Here is a 20,329-nt window from a genome sequence, read left to right on the forward strand (position 1 = left end):
ATTGAAGATAAAAGACCGAATTACCATCACCTTAGAGGATATTACCCACAGCGGCGAGGGCGTTGGCCGGATCGACAATATGATCATATTTGTGGACGGCGGCGTGCCGGGTGATACCGAAGAAATAGAGATAACAGCCATCAAAAAAACCTATATGACCGGAAAAATGTTAAAACTGATTACCCCCTCCGAGAAACGGCAGGAGCCGCCATGTCCGTACTTTGGGCGCTGCGGCGGCTGCCAGATATTGCAGGTGCAGTATGATGCGCAGCTTGCCATCAAGCATAAAATCGTCACCGACGTCCTGGAAAGAATCGGCGGGATTAAGGACGTCCCGGTAAATGCCGTGATCGGCATGGAGACGCCATACCGATACCGCAATAAAGCCCAGTTTAAAATCAGCGGAGAAGGCATGGGCTTTTTCGCCAAGAGAAGCCATCAGATCGTGCCCATTGAAGACTGCCTGACCCAGCCCGAAAGCTGTGTACAGGTTATTGAAACCTTCAACGCGCTGCTGAAAGACGGCTGCTTTGAGCTTTATGACGAGCAGAAGCATACCGGCTTTCTGAGAGGGATTGTCCAGAGAACCAACGAGCAGGGCGAAAATATGATTGTCATCGTAGGAAACGGAAAAAAACTCAAGCATAAAGATAAAATTCTTCAGGCCATTACCGAGAGAATTCCAGACGTACGCTCCGTCTACCTGAATGTCAATACCACCAGAGGGAACGCTGTGCTGGGCAGAGAAAATCACCTGTTGCTGGGCACACCGCAGATCGAGGAACGCATTGGTGACCTGAGCTTTCTGATCTCGCCCAATTCCTTTTTCCAGGTCAATACCCGCCAGACAAAGGTGCTGTATGATCTGGTGAAAAGGATGGCCGCCTTAACCGGTGCCGAAACACTTTTCGACCTCTACTGCGGCACAGGCACCATCGGCCTGTACCTGGCCCGCGAAGCCGCCCAGGTCTATGGCATCGAGATCGTGGAAAACGCCGTCCTCGACGCCCAGGAGAACGCCAAGCGCAACCAGATTGAAAATATCCGCTTCATTCAAGGGAAATCTGAAACCGAAGCCCCAAAACTGGCAAATGAAGGCGTCCACCCCGATGTCATTGTCCTCGACCCGCCCAGAAAAGGCTGCGACCCCGCCCTTCTGGAAATGATCAAAGACCTGGCCGTCCCCAAGGTCGTCTACGTTTCCTGTAACCCCTCCACCCTGGCCCGAGACCTGAAAATTCTGCGTGAGTACGGGTATCAGGTGCAGGAAGTTCAGCCAGTGGATTTGTTTCCCGGGACGGGGCATGTGGAGACGGTTGCGCTCTTAACCCGTAAAAAGGATGTAGAAAGAATCGACATTGAAATGACTGTGGACAAGGAAGATGTAACGGAGAAAGCCACGTATCAGAAGATTAAGGAGTATGTGAAGGAAAAGTACGGGCTGAATGTGCATACGAAGTATATTGCGGAAGTGAAGAGAAAACATGGATTGCCTATGCATGACGCACCAAATAAGGTAGATGTGCCGAAAAGGGAATACCCGGGGTGCCCGGAAGAGAAGGTAAAGGCCATAGAGGAAGCATTGAGGTATTTTGGAACTATATAAAATAAAAACTAGGGAGAAAGAAATATGAGATGTCCATATTGTGGTATTGGAATTAGTATAGATTGGGATGAATGGATAGAGGAAGCTTATCCGGTACCTAATGAAGAGGAAGAATTTGATGAAGGTTATAACTTGGTTTCAGTATTTTGCCCCGATTGTCGAAAATTTATTGTGAGATTACAGCATGGAACAGGATATGTTTCTAGTCAGTATGGGAGTGAATTGTCAGAAATAGATGATGAAATACTATTGTACCCAAAGTTTCCCAAAACTAAGCAACTAAGTCAGTATGTGCCTGCAAAATATGCTGATTTATATGAGGAAGCTTCTCAGGTTAATAATATAAGTCCACGAGCAAGTGCAACTTTAAGTCGATATTTATTACAGAATGTTCTACATGAGGAGCTAAAAATTAAGAAAAGAAATTTAGCAGAGGAAATAAACGAATTGGAGGAAAAACAAAGTGTTCCATCTACATTAGTTGCCATGTTGCAAGTTTTTCGTAAAATTGCAAACTTTGGTGCTCACCCCAAAAAAAGCACCAATAGTAACGAGATTGTTGAAATAGAAAAAGGTGAAGCAGAAGTAATGTTAGAATTAGTGGAAGAATTATTTGATTTTGTGTTTATAAAACCAAAACAACAAGAAGATTTTTTAAAAAGGATTTCTGAAAAATATGGTATTCAACCCTAATGCCATTTGTTGATGAGAATTAATCCAGTAAACAAAAATTACCTTATGCGTTTGAAATTTTAATAATTCAAAAATGGTTATTTGCAATCTAAGCGTTAGTTTGTAGATGATGATATTTTTTGCTCGACGATGAAGAGTTTGGATGAGTAGAAATGGCTGTAATGATTGGGTTTAAAAGATTATTGGACTATAGTCAAGTAAGTAGACACAAAAAAGGAAAAAAATTCGAGGAGCAGGCTAGTGAAGCTGCTCCCAATACAAGTCCTCAGCTTCATTAGGCGTGAGCATATTCAGAGAAAGATGCGGTCTTTTAGAGTGATAATAGCCTTCAATGTACTCAAAGATAGAGAGCTGTAGCTCCTGTAAAGAATGGTAAGATTTGCGGCTTGTTTCTTCTTTCTTGAGATATTTGAAGAAACATTCACAGCAGGCATTGTCAAAGGGATAGCCTTTTTTTGAAAAAGACTGGACAACGTTCAGGGAATCCAGAAGCTGACGAAAAGAAAAGGCAGTATACTGTGTACCCCGATCCGAATGGAACATCAGACCATAAGGAGTCTTGCGTTTTTCGTAAGCCTTCTGAAAAACAGAGGTGACAAGATTGGTGTCTGCCCGGGCAGAAAGACGCCAGGAAAGGACTTTCCTGGAGTAAAGATCCATCACAATACAGAGATAGTACCACTTTCCACCAGCTTTGAGGTAGGTAATGTCGCTAACCCATACAAGATTGGGAGCTTTCTGTTGAAAGTTCTGTTGCAGATGATTAAAGCAAGAAGCGTCATCTGAATGCGAGCGGGAAAGCGAAGGTTTATCCGTTGACATTTTTGGGGGCTGAAGGTGTTTCATCAGCCGGTACACTCGCCCGACGCTGATGTTAATGCCATAGTCACGCATTAAGATATAAGTGATTTTATAAGCGCCGAGCCGTTTGTTGTAAAGGGCATGAATGTGGAGAATCAGAGAAGCAATGTGCTGATTTTCTTTAACACGCGGAGCAGGAACAGCAGAAAAATGTTTGTAATAAGTACTTCTGTTGACCTTGAGAACCCGGCAGAGCGTTTTGATCGAATGTTGAAAACGGAGCTTATGGACAGCGTCTAATCTCTGTTTGAGTGTGGCGTGAAGATGGCAATCGCTTTTTTAAGATGAGGTTTTCCTCCTCAAGTTGGGCATTACGCTTTTGAAGTTCTTTCACCTGTTTAGCGGTAAGGACTTCCCCGTCATCCATTTCAAGGGTAGAGTACTGTTTGACCCATTTGCTAAGAGCAGAGGAAGAAACGCCGTATTCTTTACAGAGCTGAGTCTGAGTTTTGCCGTTTTGGTGAAGGGAGACAAGGGATTTTTTAAAATCCTCATCGTATTTGGTGTAGTTATTGGTAGCCATGAGAAACCTCCTGTTTTGTGTATGATTTATTGTAACAGACTATGCATATTTGTGTCTACTTTTATAGTATAGCTCCAAGCCGATTAATAATTGATGAGGAAACAGCAAAGAATGTGAAACTGATATTTGATTTGTATCTAAGCGGACAGAGTATTATAGGAATTATTAAAGAGTTGGAACGGAGAAAGATTCTATCACCAACCGGAAAAAAATGGTGCAAAAGAACGATTGATGTTATGCTGAGTAATGAAAAGTATACATGTGATGTTAAGCTTTTGAAATATGGAAACAGTGAAGTACAATATTTGTCCACAGATAATAATCCGGCGACTATATCAAAGGAAACATTTGAAGCGGTACAGATTGAGAAGGCAAGGCGGAGTAATGTTGTGACCGATAAGAATAATAAAAAGAGGAAAAGCAAGAAATACAGTTCAAAAAGTATTTGAGTATATAGCTTGCTTAAAACAGAACATGAGAAATATGTGATAACAATTTGGAGGAAATTACATAATGCATATCGAAAGGATTGAACTTAACAATTTTAAACGATTTACTCATTTGATAGTTGAAAATATTCCTTTGACAGCAAAGTTGGTTGTATTAGTAGGACCAAATGGTTCTGGAAAAACTTCTTTTCTGGAAGCCATAAATCATTACTATAAGTATTCTGGATATGGTGATATAGGCGACTATCATTATTTATATAAAGCTGGAAAAGAAGCGGAATTACAACATCAGGAGTGGTATAGTAAAACTCTTCAAACAGTTGATATTGGTTTTTATGATGCTTCATTTCCTAAAAATATCGGGAGTAATAATGATATAAAGGGACATTTCTACTTTAGGAGCGCTTACAGGAACGAACCAGACTTTCAAATTGATTTATTACAACGGCAATCCGATCCAACCCAAGAGGTACGTCTTTCGACGTTGATACAAAATGATCAGACAGTGTCAGCAAATTATCAGAGGCTTGTGGCCAATACAATTTCTGGTGTTTATGATTCTAAAAACGATAGTAAAACTGTTGAGGCATTGCGAGAAGAATTGGTTGGGAAAATACAGGCAGCAATGTCACGCGTTTTTGACGATTTAGTACTGTCATCTATTGGTGACCCATTACGAGATGGCAACTTTTATTTTACAAAGGGTAACATAGAGGATTTTCACTACCGTAATCTTTCTGCTGGCGAAAAATCGGCATTTGATTTAATATTGGACATGGTAATTCAATCAAATTACTATCCAGATGCAGTTTATTGTATCGATGAGCCAGAGACACATATGCACACGAAACTTCAAGGAAAGGTACTTCGCGAATTATATAATTTAACACCCAAATCATCGCAATTATGGGTCTCTACTCATTCAATTGGTATGCTTCAAGAAGCTGAGAATATAGAAAATGAGAGTCCAGGAAGCGTTACTTTTTTGGATTTCGATGGGAGAAATTTTGATGAAGAGCAATTGATTTCTCCTTCTCATATTGGGAAAGCAGTCATGAACAAGTTTTATGAGTTAGCATTTGGAGATTTTGCGAAATTGATGCTTCCAAAAGAGATAATTTTTTGTGAGGGTAATCCAAATGGAACATCTAGAAAGGATTACGATAAGACGATTTTTACACAATTGTTTGGAGATACGCACCCGGATTCTTTCTTTATTTCAGGAGGCTCTTGTAGCGAACTTGAGAATATTGAAAATAGGCTTGGCGAAATAATGAGTACACTACTGAAAAATACAAAGGTGATAAAAATAGTTGATCGTGATGATCGAAGTGAGCAAGAAGTCCGTGAATTGTTTCAAAGGGGAATAAGAACTACATCTAGACGGCATTTGGAAGCATATTTGCTTGATGATGAAATTATTAGGAAACTTTGTGACAAAGTTGGTTTGCCAGATAAATTTAATGAGTGCAAAATGCTAAAGGAGAATGCTATAGAAAGCGCAATTTCACGCGGGAGAGCAAGTGATGATATTAAAGCTGCAAGTGGCGAAATATATACAACCATAAAAAGGACTCTGAGTCTTTCGCGATGCGGAAACAATGCAGATTCTTTTATGCGGGATACAATGGCTCCACTTGTTACCCCTGATACAGAAACGTATAGAGAACTTGAGCAAGATATATTTGGGAACTCAGAGCGGGAATAATAAACGGGAAGGAGATAGCCATGCCTAAAAAAACAATAAAAGAAACAATACACGCAAAAGGAATCGACATTGGGATATATACAAATGATTTTCAAAACGAATTCATTTCACTGACAGATATAGCGAAATACCGAAGTGACGATCCGAATGCAACGATTTGCAATTGGATGCGGAATAGGGATACATTGGAATTTCTCGGTTTGTGGGAAAGCCTTCACAATCCAGATTTTAAACCCCTCGAATTCGAGGGGTTTAGAAACCAGGCAGGTCTAAATGCTTTTACGATGTCTCCTTCTAAGTGGATAAACAATGTTTCGGCGATAGGAATTGTATCAAAAGCCGGACGTTATGGTGGCACATATGCACATTCAGACATTGCTTTTGAATTTGCATCATGGATATCTGTTGAGTTCAAGCTGTATATTATTAAGGATTACCAGAGAATAAAAACAGATGAAAACAGCCGTTTGTCATTAAACTGGAATCTCAATAGGGAGATATCAAAATTAAATTATCGTATTCATACAGATGCTATTAAGGAGAATCTGATTCCGCCGAAATTAACGAAAGAGCAGATTGCCTATACATATGCTAATGAGGCGGATATGCTGAATGTTGCTTTATTTGGTATAACTGCAAAGCAATGGAGAGAAATGAATCCTGATAAAAAAGGAAATATGCGTGATGATGCGAACCTTAATCAGTTATTGGTATTGTCAAATATGGAAAGTTGCAATGCTGTGTTGATTGAACAAGGCAAAACACAGTCAGAGCGATTGGTATTGTTGCGTGATTTGGCGGTTAAACAGATGAAAACGATGGAATCCTTGACAATGACAGGGTTAACAATGCTTACTAAAAAGGAAGATGAATGACAAAGTTGTATTGAGGACAAGCTTCCGTGAATGAAAAATAGCCTAATCAAAAATCACTTTAGTGAATTGATAAGATTGTTGAAAAACGCTTAAATACAGGGGGAACTCGCATATTGTATTAAAGTGTAGAATAGTCTAACAATCACATGTGGAGACGGTATGCTGTCTAAAGAACACCTTAACCCAACAGAAAGGACACCTCATGGAAAGCTTAACCCTCATCCCACCCACCAAAGCAAACAAAACTGCAATACTGGCGTTCAAAAATGAATTTTTTCAAGCCGGCGAAAAAGTCATCAACGGCAGCGCGCTTCTCAATCAGATGGATTATGAGGAGTGGCTGGAAAACATTAGAAGAAATAGAGATTTTCAAACAGTGCGGGAGGACTGGGTGGTGTCCTCGACGTTTTTGGCAGTCCGTGAACAAGATCAGTGGATCGTGGGGATTGTTGATCTCCGCCACAGCCTGGGTCAGTCTTTTCTTGCGGAATACGGCGGACATATTGGTTATGCTGTCCGTCCTTCGGAGCGCTGGAAAGGCTATGCGGTGCAGGTTTTATCGCTGGCGCTGGAGGCGGCTCAGGAGCTGGGGCTTGAGGCAGTGATGCTGGGATGCTACGCAGATAATGTGGGATCAATTAAAACGATGCTGAAATGTGGCGGTGTATTGAAAGAGGAAAAACCTTATATTGATGGAAAGCCCATATGCATTTATTGGATTACCATAAGGGAGGGCCCTGTCCGTAGGCTCATACAAAAAGATATGAACCGCGCAGCGGATATCGTCAACCATTGCTGGAAAACTACTTATGCGGGCTACGTGGACCCTGTACAGCTGGGTGAAGTGTGGTGCGGCAAACGCAGAGAGGCCATCAGGGACGAATTCCAGACAAACCGGCTGGAGAATTTTGTTTTTGATGAGAATGGAGTAAAAGCTATTCTCTCCTGTGGAAAAAGCGAGGATGCGGATAAGCCTGAGGCCTTTGAGCTTTGGCGGATTTATGTTGATCCGGCTTTTCAGGCGCAGGGGATCGGCAGTAAGCTTTTGGCATTCGGAGAAGCACTGGCAGGACAGCGGCATTATTCGGAAATGTTTATCTGGACTTTTGAAAAAAATGAAAAGGCCTGCATGTTTTATAAAAAGCATGGCTACAAACCGGATATTACGCAGCATCTGGGTGAAAACTTCAATGCTGAGGGACTCAGGTTTATAAAGTCATTATAAAAAACCCCCTGTCGATAAAAGACAGGGGGTTTTTTGACCAGTTGACTAGTTTTCAGATTTAACAGCTTCCAGCACTTCGGCTATACCGGTTGCGCCCCATTTTACACAGTAAGGAATCGAGAATGATTCATCATGAAACGCATTGAGAGCGGCCAGTGTTTCCGGGGACAGACTGGACATAATGGCTTCAAGGGTTTCAAAATGTTCATTTATTTCTTTAAGACGGGCAGTGTCATTTTCTTTGATTTTCACAAAGTTACCTCCTGAAAGTGTTTAGCGATACTTTTCTTTCTCTTATTTTAACATGGTCTGCTGAAAACCTCAATGGTAGACGACTATTTATTTTTTCAGAATATTTTCAGAAGTTGTATGATAGAATGCGGTTTCAAAAAGGTATATATTATTAAACAAAAAAGAAACCAAAAGAATGAATCAAAAGCACGATTTTAAGAGAAAAGGGATGAGTAAATGCACAAGAACAGGACATACGGTAAGTGGAGTATTTTATTCACGGTCTTGATTATGACTTTTATGGTAACGCTGGACGGAAGTATTGTGAACGTGGCGCTCCCGGTTATGTCAGGCGAGTTAAACGCAAGCATGGGTGATATTGAGTGGGTGGCCAGTATTTATCTCGTGGTAACCTGCGCCACGATTTTAATATTTGGCCGTCTGGGTGATATGATCGGCAAGGTTCGGATTTTTCAGCTGGGTGTCATTCTTTTTACCATCGGATCGCTGCTGTGCAGTATCTCCGGTACGCTGCCGCTCCTGATTGGCGCGCGGGTGGTGCAGGGGCTGGGCAGCGCGGCGGCGCTTGCCAACAACCAGGGAATCATCACAGAGTCCTTCCCGCCGGATGAGCGGGGAAAAGCCCTTGGATTTGTCAGTACCTTTGTAGCATTGGGGAGCATGACTGGCCCGACCCTTGGCGGGATGATCCTCACAGTGCTTCCCTGGACTTATATTTTTTTGATCAACATACCGGTTGGCGTGATTTCCTTTTTAGTTGGCCTGAGAACCCTGCCGAATAAAAAACCGGCGAAAGCGGGACGTCTGGACGCAAAGGGCTCGGTTTTGTTATTGCTGTCAATACTATTGCTGTTTGGTTCGGCTACGCTGCTGCAAAATGGCGTGAGCATTCCGATTATCATTGGCATTATCGTAGGCGCGGTATTTCTGGTCTTATTTATTATGGTTGAAAAGCGGATGGACGATCCGCTGGTACCCATCGGTATTTTTAAAAACAAGATGTTTTCCCTGAATCTTTTTACCATGTTGACAGCTTTTATCGCCATTGGCGCAAACAATATTATCATGCCTTTTTATCTCCAGGACGCCCGGCAGTTCAGCCCTGGAATGGCGGGACTTTTGATGACGGTTATCCCGCTGATCACAGCGGTCATGGGCCCCATCAGCGGCACCATGTCGGATCATATCGGCAGTGAGCTGCCGACCATGATCGGCTTGATCTTTACGACGGTCGGGCTGGCCCTGATGACAATGCTTGGCATTAATACGACCATTGCAGTGATTATCCTCTTTCTGGCAGTGGTGGCAGTGGGCAGCGCTTTGTTCCAGTCTCCCAATAATTCTCTGGTTATGGGCAGTGTTTCCCGGGACGAGCTGGGCCTGGTAGGCAGTCTGGCTGGCCTGGTGAGGAATATGGGTATGTCGGTGGGGATCACCGCCGGGACATCGCTGCTGTACAGCCGGATGAGTGATATGGCAGGGTACCGGGTCACGAATTATATTCCTGGTCAGCCGGATATCTTTTTATACGGTCTGCATTCTGTCTATATCATGCTGGCGCTTGTCGTTTTTGTTGGCGCGTTGCTGACCATTGTCCGTTTTATCTATGCGAGAAGGCAGGAACGGAAGCCGGCTGCCCAGCAGGAGAAATAAAATATAAGCCGGTGAATGCAGCGTTTGGTCTGTAGACATCGGCTTTATTCATTGTCTCAGGATAAAAGGTCGGTGAGGCTGATCTGCTTGCCTTCATTTGGATTCAGCGGCTTACCGGCCAATTGGCGTTTCAGCATGGCTTCTGGCAATTCGTCTAAAAATGGAGAAGGTTCCGACGAGGTGGTGAGGATCAGCTCATCTTTGGCCCGGGTCATACCCACAAAGAACAAGCGGCGTTCCTCCTGAAGATCGGAGGACAGCTTGCCGACCTCCAGAGGCATCATCCCTTTTTTGGCGCCGTAGAGAAATACAATGGGGAATTCCAGCCCCTTGGAGCCGTGGAGGGTCATAAGGGTAACCGCATCTGAGGCATAGGTTTTATTTGCGCTTCTTTTAAGATCCCCTTCTTCGCCAAAGGTCAGTGTGTCCATGAACTCTGTCAGCGTTTTGTAAAAGACCGTCATGTCCAGAAATTTTGTGAAGGCCTTGTTCTCGTTTAAGCCCAACTCGGCAGCCCAGTCCTCCAGAAGCTTTTGTGGCTTTGTGCGCTTTGTTTTGGACTGGTATTTTTCCTTCAGATAGACATAGGGGCAGCGGCTGGCATCAATCTGGTCAGGGGCTTTAATCAGGATATCCGCTGTTTCCTCCGGCAGATCCCAGAGAAGCTTCAAACACAGTCTGAGGGAAAGCTGGTCTTTGGGGTCGAGGAGCGTTCTGAAAAAGCAGACGGTTCCCCGGACGCTCCGGTCTGTAAGAAAATCATCCCTGCCGGTGATTACATAGGGAATGCCCTCCTTTTTCAGACAGGTTTCGAGCATTTCGGCCTGTCTGTGCGTACGGTAGAGCACGGCAATATCTGAAAAGCTGCGCATGGTCTGGCTGTCCTGGCGGTTATCGGCGGTTTCGGTGTCCAGCATGTCGATCCCCCCAATGAGCCGGTTGATTTCACGGGCGACAAAAATCCCCTCTGACAGCTCGCTGGGAGCGCTCACCAGCTTAAGCGGAGCGCCCTTTGGCCGGAATGGCTGTATCTCCCGTGTCAGGCAGCCATTTTGATTGATGACCTGGCAGGCCGAGGTGACAATTTCTGGAGTGGAACGGTAATTGTGCACAAGCCGGATGGTCTGGAGCTCAGGGTAATCTGCACTCAGGCGCTCAAAGCATCGGGCGTCTGAGCCGCGAAAGCCATAGATGGACTGGTCGGGATCACCGATAACAAAAAGCTCTCGGCCATCGCGGTTCCATGATTTGATAAGCTCATATTGGATGGGACTGATGTCTTGAAACTCATCGACTAATAAAAAGCTGTAGTGGTTTTTACGGATGCTGTTTTTATCTTCGGATTCCAGCATTGCCAGCGTTTCGATGAGAAGATCGTCAAAATCCAGGACAGACAGTGCTTTGAGCTGCTGGCCGTAATAATCGAAGGCAGCTTCTGAGAGGACGTTTGATTCCCTTGACAGGCCGGTTTTCAAAAGAGAGACTTCCTTCAGAAACTGCTTTGCGGAAAGGGTCAGGCCAAAATGGCGAATGGTTTCTTCTGCGGTTTCAAGGGTTTCAAGGGCGTCGGCCAGCGTAAAACTTTCGCGGTGCTCCTTTAAGATTTTATTGCACAGGCTGTGGAAGGTTCCGATGTTTACCTGTCTGGCAGCGCGTTTTCCCAGCTCTTTCTCGAGCCGCTCACGCATTTCGGCGGCGGCTTTGTTCGTAAAGGTGACGGCAGTGATCTCCGTTGGCTTAACGCGCCGTTCATTGAGTAAATGAAGGATACGGGAAACCAGGGTTTTTGTTTTTCCGGTTCCCGGACCTGCGATGACGGCGATGGCTCTCCGCGCGGTTATAACAGCTTCCAGCTGCTCTGCGTTTAGCGATTCTGTCATAATGGGATGCGGAGGCTGGGCTGCTTCGGGTTCTTCGGGTTTGCCTGCGGCAGGCAGCTGTTTTGCGGCCTTTTCTTTCCGGGACATCTGCGCCAGTTCTGAAGACGCAAAAAGGCTGACCTGGCCGTCCAGGGCATTTAACTCAGAATCATCAATCAGTTTGACCTTGCCATATTCGCCGTCGTAGCCGGGTATCCGTTCAACCTCACCCTTTCTGAGGCGGTTAATGCCCTCTGAGATAAGAAACCCTGCGGCTTTTTTGATTTCCTCGATGGGTGCTTCACGCAGAATTGAGAATTCCGGCCCCAGCTTTTGCAGCATTTCCATGTAATCTTTTTGTACTTTCACACTGGCCGCGGAACGTCCTGTCGATGCGGCGATAACCTCCGGCAGAGGAACCAGGCTTTCGTAGGGGCGGGCATTTTTAAGCGTAAAGCCTTCGTCCCGGTCCGCGAGCTGCTCGACACGGTGGGAGACGCCAATGGTCAGCTTTCTGCCGCAGACCGGGCATTTCCCATTATAGGGCTCCGCCTCCTTTGGGCTTAAGCACAGATGGCATTTCCGGTGTCCATCGTAATGATACTTGCCTTCTTCGGGGAAGAATTCAATGGTTCCAGCTAACCCTTTACCCTCCTGGATCGCGCCCGCCAGCCCTTCATAGCTGAGGTCGATGTCCATTAAATTGGCTTCACGCCCCAGCTTGGCGGGGGAGTGGGCGTCGGAGTTTGAGATAAGCTGATAGCCATCGAGGGCGGAAAGACGCCAGTTCATAGGAGGATCGGAGGACAGGCCTGTTTCCAGGGCGCGGATATGGGGCGTGAGATCCTCAAAGCATTCCTCGATGGTGTCAAAACCGGAGAAAGCGCCGAAAAGCGAAAAATGCGGTGTCCAGATATGGGCAGGGATGTAGACAGCCTCTGGGCAGGTTTCAAGCATGATTTCCAAAAGGTCGTGGCAGTCAAGCCCCAGAATGGGCCGTCCGTCGGAGTGGATGTTGCCGATGGCTTCCAGTTTTTTAGAAAAGAGCTCAGCGGATTCCAGACTTGGCAGTAGAATGACGCTGTGCACCTTGCGGACCTTTCCATTTTTTTTGTAAATCGAGCTGATCTCGCCGGAGATCACAAAGCGTGGATCGGCTTTGACGCCTGCGGTATCATCCTTTAAACGAAATTCATCTTTTAAGGTATAGAGGCCTGATTCAGCTGGTTTAAGCTTTTCGCCCAATTCCTCCCGCCACGCAGGATGGGTGAAGTCGCCGGTCCCCAGAATATCAATGCCTTTTCTTCTCGACCAGAGATCCAAGTGCTCTGGCGTGCATTCCTTGCTGGTGGCCCTTGAGTAGCGGGAATGTATATGTAAATCGGAAATAAACAAAATAGTCACCTGTTTCTAATTAAGATAAGCTTAATTATAGCCTTTTTCCCCTGAATGTACAAGGGAGGTAAAACGGCCAGCCCAGAGCTTTTTTATATTGTCAGCTTTTATTCTTTCTAAGTAAATGTTATAATAGAATTAATCTGAGTGTAAACAATTAAGACAAACGATGAGGATAAATGAAGGATATGAATCCAATGGACAAACGAGAAAAATATAAAGACTATTTATTACAGATTGGTCAAGATTTATTAAAGCTGAAGCCTCTGCTGATCGACAATAAGACTTTAAAGGAAAGTGTCAGTTATCTGGCAGAATTTCTCAGGCGTTACTTTCCAATAAGCCAGCTGGCAGTTATGCAGATCTCCCGGGAAGGTGGCATAAAGGAAGGCGTTTTCTGGAAAGATGGCCAGGATAGGGCGCTCTGGACAGCTGTTATTCATAATGCTCTGGACAGGTGGCAGACTGTGGAGCGCGCGGCATGTGAGGCCGATAAACCGGAGACGGGCATCGAAAGCGCTTCTGCTTACGCGCTGTTTCCTGTCACCTGTGATGATGGGCTGGCAGGTGCGCTGCTGGTGCAGAAGCCGGAGCGGGCCGGCCGTTGGACAGATGAGGAGATCGTCCTGCTGGAATTAATGGTGTCCACGATCAGCGTGACGCTGATTAACCGCGCCCGTTATGAGGAGTACGCTCTCCAGGGCTATGTTTTCAATGAGCTGATGGACAATACCAGCACAAATATTTATGTCACAGATGTCGAGACCAATGAGATCCTTTTTATGAACAAGGCCATGCAGAAAACCTTTGGAGTTGACAAACCCGAGGGTAAAATCTGCTGGCAGGTGCTTCAGAAAGGAATGGACGGCCCTTGCCCCTTCTGTCCGGTACCGGCTCTGCTGAGCAATGAGGATGAGCACCCGTCCATCACCTGGGAAGAAAAAAACACATTAACCGGTATAAACTATAAAAATTATGACAGCTTTATGCACTGGATAGACGGCCGGACCGTGCACTTCCAGCAATCCGTTGACAATACGCTGACCAGGCAGCTCGAGAGGGCCGCGGCCATTGACGAGCTGACCGATCTGCTGAACCGGAGAGCCGGGAAGCTGGCGCTGAGCCACACGCTGAGCCAGGCCAGGGCAGACAAAATCCGGGTGATTGTGGCCATGTACGACGTTAACGACCTGAAGGAAGTCAATGACACCTACGGGCACGCAGAGGGGGATGTCTTGCTGAAGACCATTGCCAGAAGCATTAAAGCGTGCCTGGCGCCGCAGGATTATATCTTCAGACTGAGCGGCGATGAGTTTATCATTGTTTTCTGGGATACCAGCCTTGCCGCCTCCAAGAAAAAGATCCGGCATGCGAGAGAGCAGATACAGTCTTTCAGGAAGGAGCACCAAAAGCCCTATGAGATGGACTTCTGCTGTGGTTATGCAGAGGTCGAACCCCAGGACCGGAGGACGCTCACAGAGATTCTGACAGGCGTCGACGAAAAGATGTACGAGAAGAAGCGGCTGTTCCATATCCGGAAGGCGGAAGAAAAGTATCGAAAAAATGGCGAAAAACAGAGCCGCGCCGAAGCCTTCAGCTATGATAAGGAGCATCTCTACGACGCGCTGGTCCAGAGTACGGATGACTATATTTATGTGTGTAATATGAAGACAAACACCTTCCGCTATCCAAAGGCCATGGTAGAGGAGTTTGATCTTCCCGGTGAGGTGATTGAGAATGCCGCAGCCGTCTGGGGCGCCCGGGTTCACGATCTGGATAAAAACGCCTTTCTTGAATCGAACCAGGAAATAACCGATGGCAGAACAGACTGCCACAGCGTCGAGTACCGTGCCCGGAACCGGAAGGGCGAGTGGGTCTGGATGCGGTGTAGGGGCCATCTGGAACGTGACGAGACCGGAGAGCCGACCCTTTTTGCCGGTATTATTACTAATTTGGGCAAGAAAAATAAAATAGACCACCTGACCGGGCTTTTCAATAAATTTGAGTTCGAGGAGGAGGTTGAGCGGCTGATCCGTTCAGAACCAGAGCAGCCCATCGGCATCATGGTTTTGGGAATGGACGAGTTTAAGCGTATTAACGATCTCTATAACCGCAGCTTTGGCGATGAGGTTATAAGAATCACCTCTCAGAAAATTCAGACCTTCCTGCCGCCAGATGCCACAGTCTACCGGATGGACGGCGATGAGTTTGGCATTATTCTCAGAGATGCGACCGTAGCGGGCCTAAAGCGCATTTATGCAAAAATTTATCAGGCTGTCAACCATCAGCAGGAGTTTAACGGCAAGAAATTTTACTGTACGCTTTCCGCGGGCTGCACCCTTTATCCGCAGGACGGCGAAACCTATCTGGATTTAATCAAATACGCGGGCTATTCGCTGGAATACGCTAAAAGCAAGGGTAAAAACCAGATCGCCTTTTTCACGAAGGACATTTTAACCGGGAAAACCCGCCAGCTTGATTTGACCGAGCTGCTGCGTGAAAGCGCGGAGCATCAGTTTGAGGGCTTTGAGGTGTATTACCAGCTTCAGGTCAATGCAGCGGCCAGAAAGCTCAAGGGGGCCGAAGCGCTGGCGCGCTGGAAATGTGAAAAGTATGGGCAGATACCACCAGATCAGTTTATCCCTATTCTGGAGGAAAGCGGCCTTATTATTCCGGTGGGAAAATGGATCTTTGAACAGGCGGTTGAGGCCTGTGCCCGCTGGATTGAAAAAGATCCGGATTTTGTCATCAGTATTAACCTGTCCTATGTTCAGCTTGAGGATGCCGGGTTCATTGATTTTATGGAGCGAACCGTGTTAAACAGCGGTGTTCCGCCGGCGAATGTGGTGGTGGAGATGACAGAAAGCTATATCGCCTCAAATATAGACCGGATCGAGGGGGTCTTTGAACGAATCCGAAGCTTTGGTATGAAAATCGCCATGGATGATTTTGGAACGGGCTACTCCTCACTGGGCATTCTGAAAAAAATTCCGGCGGATATCGTGAAAATTGACCGGATCTTCGTAAAAGATGTTCAGACAAGCCATTTTGATCTGACGTTTATCAAATTCATTGTTGAGCTGTGCCATGATGTGGGCATTGAGGTCTGCCTGGAGGGTGTGGAGACAGAAGGTGAGTACAAAGCTGCAAAACCCCACGGTGTTGATTTTATTCAGGGATATCTTTTTGGAAGACCGGTGCCGGATATTACTTTTGAAGAACAAAATTTTAATTAAGGAGCAGAAAAATGGAAAACCAGGAAAAAAAGGATCAGATTTTCAGTTATGCGGTTGAAAACTTTAAAAGCGGCCTGAACTGTGCGGAGTGTGTTTACGATGCGCTGATCAGGGCAGGGGTGCTGGAGGTTGCGCCGGAAACAAGGGCGATGTGCACCGCTTTTGGCGGCGGCATCGGGCTGAGCGGTTATACCTGCGGGGCTTTATCCGGTGCGGTCATGGCAAACAGCGCCGTGTATGGCCGGCCAGACCCGTGGGCGGTGCCGGATGAGGAAAGAGGCCATGAAGTCGCTGCGAAGTATTACCGCCGTTACAACAAAATGGTTCATGATTTTGAGACAGCTAATGACGGTGTGCTCTGCAGGGAAATCTGTTCCAAATATGACGACTGGCACAGCAAAGACCGGAAAAAGGCCTGTCTCAAGCTTATTGGCGCCACGGCTGTGATGGCCTATGAATATCTGCAGATGCCGCAGGAAGAAGCCTTTGAGCTGCCCTATGGCAAAAACATGGGAGAAATGAAGTAAAAAACGACCGCGCTGCCGCTTAATTCTTGAAGAAGTCTTGAAGAAATGGCAGCGCGGTTTTATTGTATAATAAATCTGATAAACTTATTGTTAAGGGGAGTATTATGCATACACTAAAAAACACCGCACCAGTGGTCTGGATCATTATCGCTGTTTTGGTTCTGTGCGCGGGACTGGTTCTTATCTTTAACACAACGCTGGCCTGGAGCATTATCGAATGGAGCGTCGCAGCCCTGATTCTCGCAGTTGGGCTGATTTACCTGTTTTCGGTTTTTATCAGGACAACAGAGCAGAAATTAAAGGCCTTTGGGCTGGGGGTGCTTTGTGTTCTGGGCAGCGCCGCGCTGTTTGCCATGCCACGTTTAATCGGCGGCACCTTCGGACTGGTATCCGCTGTGCTGGCAGTTGTCATTGGCCTGCTGGTGCTGCTGAATGCTTTTAAGCTGCGCAGAGACGGTGCGGGCTGGATCGGGACCCTGATCACAGCGGCCGCCTACCTGGTCATCGGCTTCGCCATGTTTTTTGCGGAGGCGGGAGGGCGTCTGTTCAGCGTGCTGCTCGGCTTGTATCTGGTGGTCTTTTCTTTTAATATTTTTGGCGATGCCCTGGTTTCTTTGATGGGAAACAACACCGCGGCTCAAAAATATAAACGGAAGGTCCGCGTGCCGCTGCCGGCTTTTATCGCTGCTTTTTTACCGATGAGAATGCTGAGGACTGTCAACCGTCTGGTCGAGGAAGATCCTGACGAGCTGCTGCTGGTACAGGAGCCGGCGCAGCGCCATGAGCCGGATATGGAAATCTATATTCATACGCGCGAGGGCCTGATCCCGGGTATGGGGCACGTGGACATCGCGGTTGGCGATCAGGTATACACCTACGGGAACTATGATGACGCTACCTGGAAGATGGGAGGCTTCTTCGCCGATGGCGTAATGGTTGAGATGGACCGGGAGACGCACATACGCATGTCGCTGGAGGTTGAGAAAAAGGTTCTGATGGTTTACGGCCTCGCTTTGAAGCCAGAGCAGAAAAACGCCATATTGAAGCGCATCGCGGAATTAAAAGCCGATATGATCCCCTGGGAACCGCTGGCACTACAGGCAGAAAAGGGCGAAATCGAAGGAAATCCGGAGGGCTATCAGGATGTGGCCAGCCAGACCTATCATAATTCAAAGGGACGTTTTTATAAATTTAAAAAGGGAAATCCCTTCAAAACCTATTATGCGGTAGGCACAAACTGCGTAAAGCTTGCGGACAGCATTGTCGGCCAGTCGGGGATCGACCTGTTAAGGGTAAATGGGATCATCACACCCGGCGCCTATCTGGACTATCTCGACAGTCTGTACGAGCGTGGGGACTCCATTGTGGTAGCCCGGACGCTTTACCATCCCGAAAACAGTCCGGCCAATAAGGAATAAAGCAAAACTCAAGATTTCAGGCCGTTTCCGGGCCTGGGTTTTGATTTATTTTCCTTTATACGTTATAATAGCACTATTATAACGTATAAGTGGGGAATAAAAATGCAGTGGACTGAGAAGGATTATCGAAAAATGGACACCGCCATCAAAAAAGGATATGAATTTTTTTCAGAGAGCCCTGAAAAATCCGTTAACTACTGGTGGCAGGTATGGACTAAAATTAATAATTATAACCAGAAAAATGACAGCCGCAGCTTTTACGGCGTACTGGACGGCTGGTCCGGATGGGATACGTCGCCCGTTACATGGATGACTGATTTCGAGGACGCTTTCGTCAACTATGGACGGCTGGATCTGAGAATTACCTATTGTGAGACCATGCTGAGAAATTATGACGATATCAGCAATGTCAGCCGCCGGATTATCAACAACGCCCTCGCCTCCGCATATCTGGAAAAGGGTGACCTGAAAAAGGGCGACGCTTTTTACAAAGAGCTGATGAAAAACAAGGAGAGCGATCTGACCGTATGGGTTGATTATGCCAAAACCTTCACAAATGGGATAAGGCATGAAACGGATTTTGAAAAGGCTGCTGGTATTTTGGAAGAAGGCGAAAAACGCCTGAAAAACCATGAGGTCAGCCCCATCGGCAGTAATGATCTTTACAGCGCTCTGGCCGACGCCTATGAGAAGCTGGACATGCCGGACAAGGCGGACGCCGCCCGGTCAAAGATCCAAGGCGATGCGGCCAAGAAGGAATCCTTTTTTACAAGGCTTTTTAAAAAGAAAAAATAGGAGAACTAAAATGACAGAAGAACGATTCAAAGAAATATTAGATGCCTTTTTGGGCGATCCTGATTTAATGGCGAATGTCAATGTGGCGCCGACCTTTGAGGCCGGCTACGAGCTGGTGGCTGAAAAAATGCCGGGCTTAAGCCTTGAGGAGTTTACAGAAGCCATGAACATGCTCCGTCAGGTGATGCTGGCAAACGCAGGCAATACCAACGTGCAGTAATCTTTGAAAAATCAGGAGACCCTCGCTTACAATCGAGGGTCTTTTCCATTAAAAAAGGAATAAAAAGAATGAAACGAGGAGAAATGTTGTACGAAAGATTAATGAATTTTATCCGGCAGAGGCCAGAGGTTTACGCGCCGTGCACCTCAAAGTTTTGGGACGACCCGCACATTTCCAGGCAGATGCTCAAGGCTCATCTGGAGCCGGAGGTGGACTCTGCGTCCAGAAATCATCATTTTATCAAAACGTCGGCCGAATGGATCGCGGAGTTAAGGCAGCCCGAGGGGAGTAGTCTGCTGGACCTTGGCTGCGGACCAGGCCTGTACACCGATTTGTTTCACTCCAGCGGGTTCAAGGTTACAGGCATTGATTTTTCGCGCCGCTCCATTGATTACGCGAAAGCTCAGGCGGCTTTAAAAGGGAAAAAGATCGAATATCTGTATCAAAATTATCTGGAGATTGATTATGCAGATGCCTTTGACGTGATTACGCTCATCTATTGTGACTACGGGGTTTTATGTCCAGCGGACCGGGGGCTGCTGCTGCAAAAGGTAAAAAGGGCGCTAAAGCCCGGTGGACTCTTTATAGTGGATGGGTTTACAGAAAAATTCTGGCAGGAGGTGCCTGTAAAGCAGGAGATATCTTATGAGGATGGCGGGTTCTGGTCACCAGATGCTTACGCGTGCCTGAGCAGAAATATGCATTATCCCAAAACCAAAAACACACTGGAGCAGAGTATTATCATCACAGATGATGCGTGCCAGTGCTTTAATATCTGGAATCAGATTTTTACAAGAGCTTCGATGGAAAATGAGCTGAGACGCGCGGGGGTTGACACGGTTATGTTTTTTGACGACGTATGTGGAAAGCCATTGTCGGAGGTCAGCAAAACACTCTGCGCAGTGGCCCGGACAGCGTGATTTTTTAAGAGATGAGTGAAACACCTCGTCTCTTTTTTATTACAGAGAAGCCGGTGTGAAGAAAACTTTAGGTTGATGGGGTTTTCGCGCTTCGGGTAAAATGTTATAATCGAG

At 46.3% G+C, this 20,329-nt stretch carries 16 protein-coding genes; 13 read left to right on the top strand and 3 right to left on the bottom strand.

The window, feature by feature from the left end; all coding sequences use genetic code 11:
• The first annotated feature begins 1 nt into the window (after position 1).
• Positions 2-1,606, top strand: a complete 1,605-nt coding sequence (gene rlmD, locus I2B62_RS01790) for a 23S rRNA (uracil(1939)-C(5))-methyltransferase RlmD (RefSeq protein WP_243259387.1) — start codon at positions 2-4, stop codon at positions 1,604-1,606.
• Between the two features lie 24 nt (positions 1,607-1,630).
• Entirely contained in the window at positions 1,631-2,299 is a 669-nt protein-coding gene (locus tag I2B62_RS01795) for a DUF4145 domain-containing protein (RefSeq protein ID WP_195267263.1), read from the top strand.
• A 237-nt stretch (positions 2,300-2,536) separates the two neighbouring features.
• Here I2B62_RS01795 and I2B62_RS01800 read toward each other — a convergent pair.
• A protein-coding gene (locus I2B62_RS01800; protein WP_243259388.1) for an IS3 family transposase occupies positions 2,537-3,683 on the bottom strand; the annotation gives its coding sequence in 2 pieces (ribosomal slippage) (positions 2,537-3,434 and positions 3,433-3,683; 1,149 coding nt in all).
• A gap of 41 nt (positions 3,684-3,724) precedes the next feature.
• Between I2B62_RS01800 and I2B62_RS01805 the strand changes: the two genes are divergently transcribed.
• The 4 genes from I2B62_RS01805 (at position 3,725) to I2B62_RS01820 (ending at position 7,940) form a co-directional block, all read left to right on the top strand.
• Positions 3,725-4,132, top strand: coding sequence for a recombinase family protein (locus tag I2B62_RS01805; RefSeq protein ID WP_195267264.1), 408 nt, complete (start codon positions 3,725-3,727; stop codon positions 4,130-4,132).
• A 64-nt stretch (positions 4,133-4,196) separates the two neighbouring features.
• Complete coding sequence (locus tag I2B62_RS01810) at positions 4,197-5,840, top strand: ATP-binding protein (RefSeq protein ID WP_195267265.1); 1,644 nt, start codon at positions 4,197-4,199, stop codon at positions 5,838-5,840.
• A gap of 20 nt (positions 5,841-5,860) precedes the next feature.
• Positions 5,861-6,715 carry a KilA-N domain-containing protein gene (locus I2B62_RS01815; RefSeq protein ID WP_195267266.1) on the top strand — a complete coding sequence of 285 codons (855 nt, stop codon included), beginning with the start codon at positions 5,861-5,863 and terminating at the stop codon, positions 6,713-6,715.
• A 202-nt stretch (positions 6,716-6,917) separates the two neighbouring features.
• Complete coding sequence (locus tag I2B62_RS01820; RefSeq protein ID WP_195267267.1) at positions 6,918-7,940, top strand: GNAT family N-acetyltransferase; 1,023 nt, start codon at positions 6,918-6,920, stop codon at positions 7,938-7,940.
• 45 nt (positions 7,941-7,985) lie between these two features.
• Here the strand turns inward: I2B62_RS01820 and I2B62_RS01825 are convergent, their stop codons facing one another.
• Entirely contained in the window at positions 7,986-8,192 is a 207-nt protein-coding gene (locus tag I2B62_RS01825) for a hypothetical protein (protein ID WP_195267268.1), read from the bottom strand.
• 216 nt (positions 8,193-8,408) lie between these two features.
• Here I2B62_RS01825 and I2B62_RS01830 point away from each other — a divergent pair, with 216 nt between their 5' ends.
• Positions 8,409-9,845, top strand: coding sequence for an MFS transporter (locus I2B62_RS01830; protein WP_195267269.1), 1,437 nt, complete (start codon positions 8,409-8,411; stop codon positions 9,843-9,845).
• Positions 9,846-9,901: 56 nt separating this feature from the next.
• On the opposite strand, the gene I2B62_RS01835 is transcribed toward I2B62_RS01830, so the two are convergent.
• Positions 9,902-13,099 (bottom strand): UvrD-helicase domain-containing protein, encoded by a 3,198-nt coding sequence (locus I2B62_RS01835; RefSeq protein WP_195267270.1) that lies wholly within the window; start codon positions 13,097-13,099, stop codon positions 9,902-9,904.
• Positions 13,100-13,278: 179 nt separating this feature from the next.
• On the opposite strand from I2B62_RS01835, the gene I2B62_RS01840 reads away from it, so the two are divergent.
• From I2B62_RS01840 to I2B62_RS01865, 6 genes are all read left to right on the top strand, one after another.
• Complete coding sequence (locus I2B62_RS01840) at positions 13,279-16,335, top strand: diguanylate cyclase (protein WP_243259389.1); 3,057 nt, start codon at positions 13,279-13,281, stop codon at positions 16,333-16,335.
• 11 nt (positions 16,336-16,346) lie between these two features.
• Positions 16,347-16,862: a C-GCAxxG-C-C family protein gene (locus tag I2B62_RS01845; protein ID WP_195267271.1), complete on the top strand. Its 516-nt coding sequence runs from the start codon at positions 16,347-16,349 to the stop codon at positions 16,860-16,862.
• Between the two features lie 104 nt (positions 16,863-16,966).
• A complete protein-coding gene (locus tag I2B62_RS01850; RefSeq protein WP_243259390.1) occupies positions 16,967-18,280 on the top strand; it encodes an MFS transporter in 1,314 nt (437 codons plus the stop codon).
• Between the two features lie 102 nt (positions 18,281-18,382).
• Positions 18,383-19,075 carry a hypothetical protein gene (locus I2B62_RS01855; RefSeq protein ID WP_195267273.1) on the top strand — a complete coding sequence of 231 codons (693 nt, stop codon included), beginning with the start codon at positions 18,383-18,385 and terminating at the stop codon, positions 19,073-19,075.
• Positions 19,076-19,085: 10 nt separating this feature from the next.
• Positions 19,086-19,295, top strand: coding sequence for a hypothetical protein (locus I2B62_RS01860; RefSeq protein ID WP_195267274.1), 210 nt, complete (start codon positions 19,086-19,088; stop codon positions 19,293-19,295).
• 68 nt (positions 19,296-19,363) lie between these two features.
• Positions 19,364-20,215 carry a class I SAM-dependent methyltransferase gene (locus tag I2B62_RS01865; protein WP_243259391.1) on the top strand — a complete coding sequence of 284 codons (852 nt, stop codon included), beginning with the start codon at positions 19,364-19,366 and terminating at the stop codon, positions 20,213-20,215.
• Positions 20,216-20,329 lie beyond the last annotated feature (114 nt).

The organism is Eubacterium sp. 1001713B170207_170306_E7, from assembly GCF_015547515.1.
In the GTDB taxonomy this organism is placed as follows: domain Bacteria; phylum Bacillota; class Clostridia; order Eubacteriales; family Eubacteriaceae; genus Eubacterium.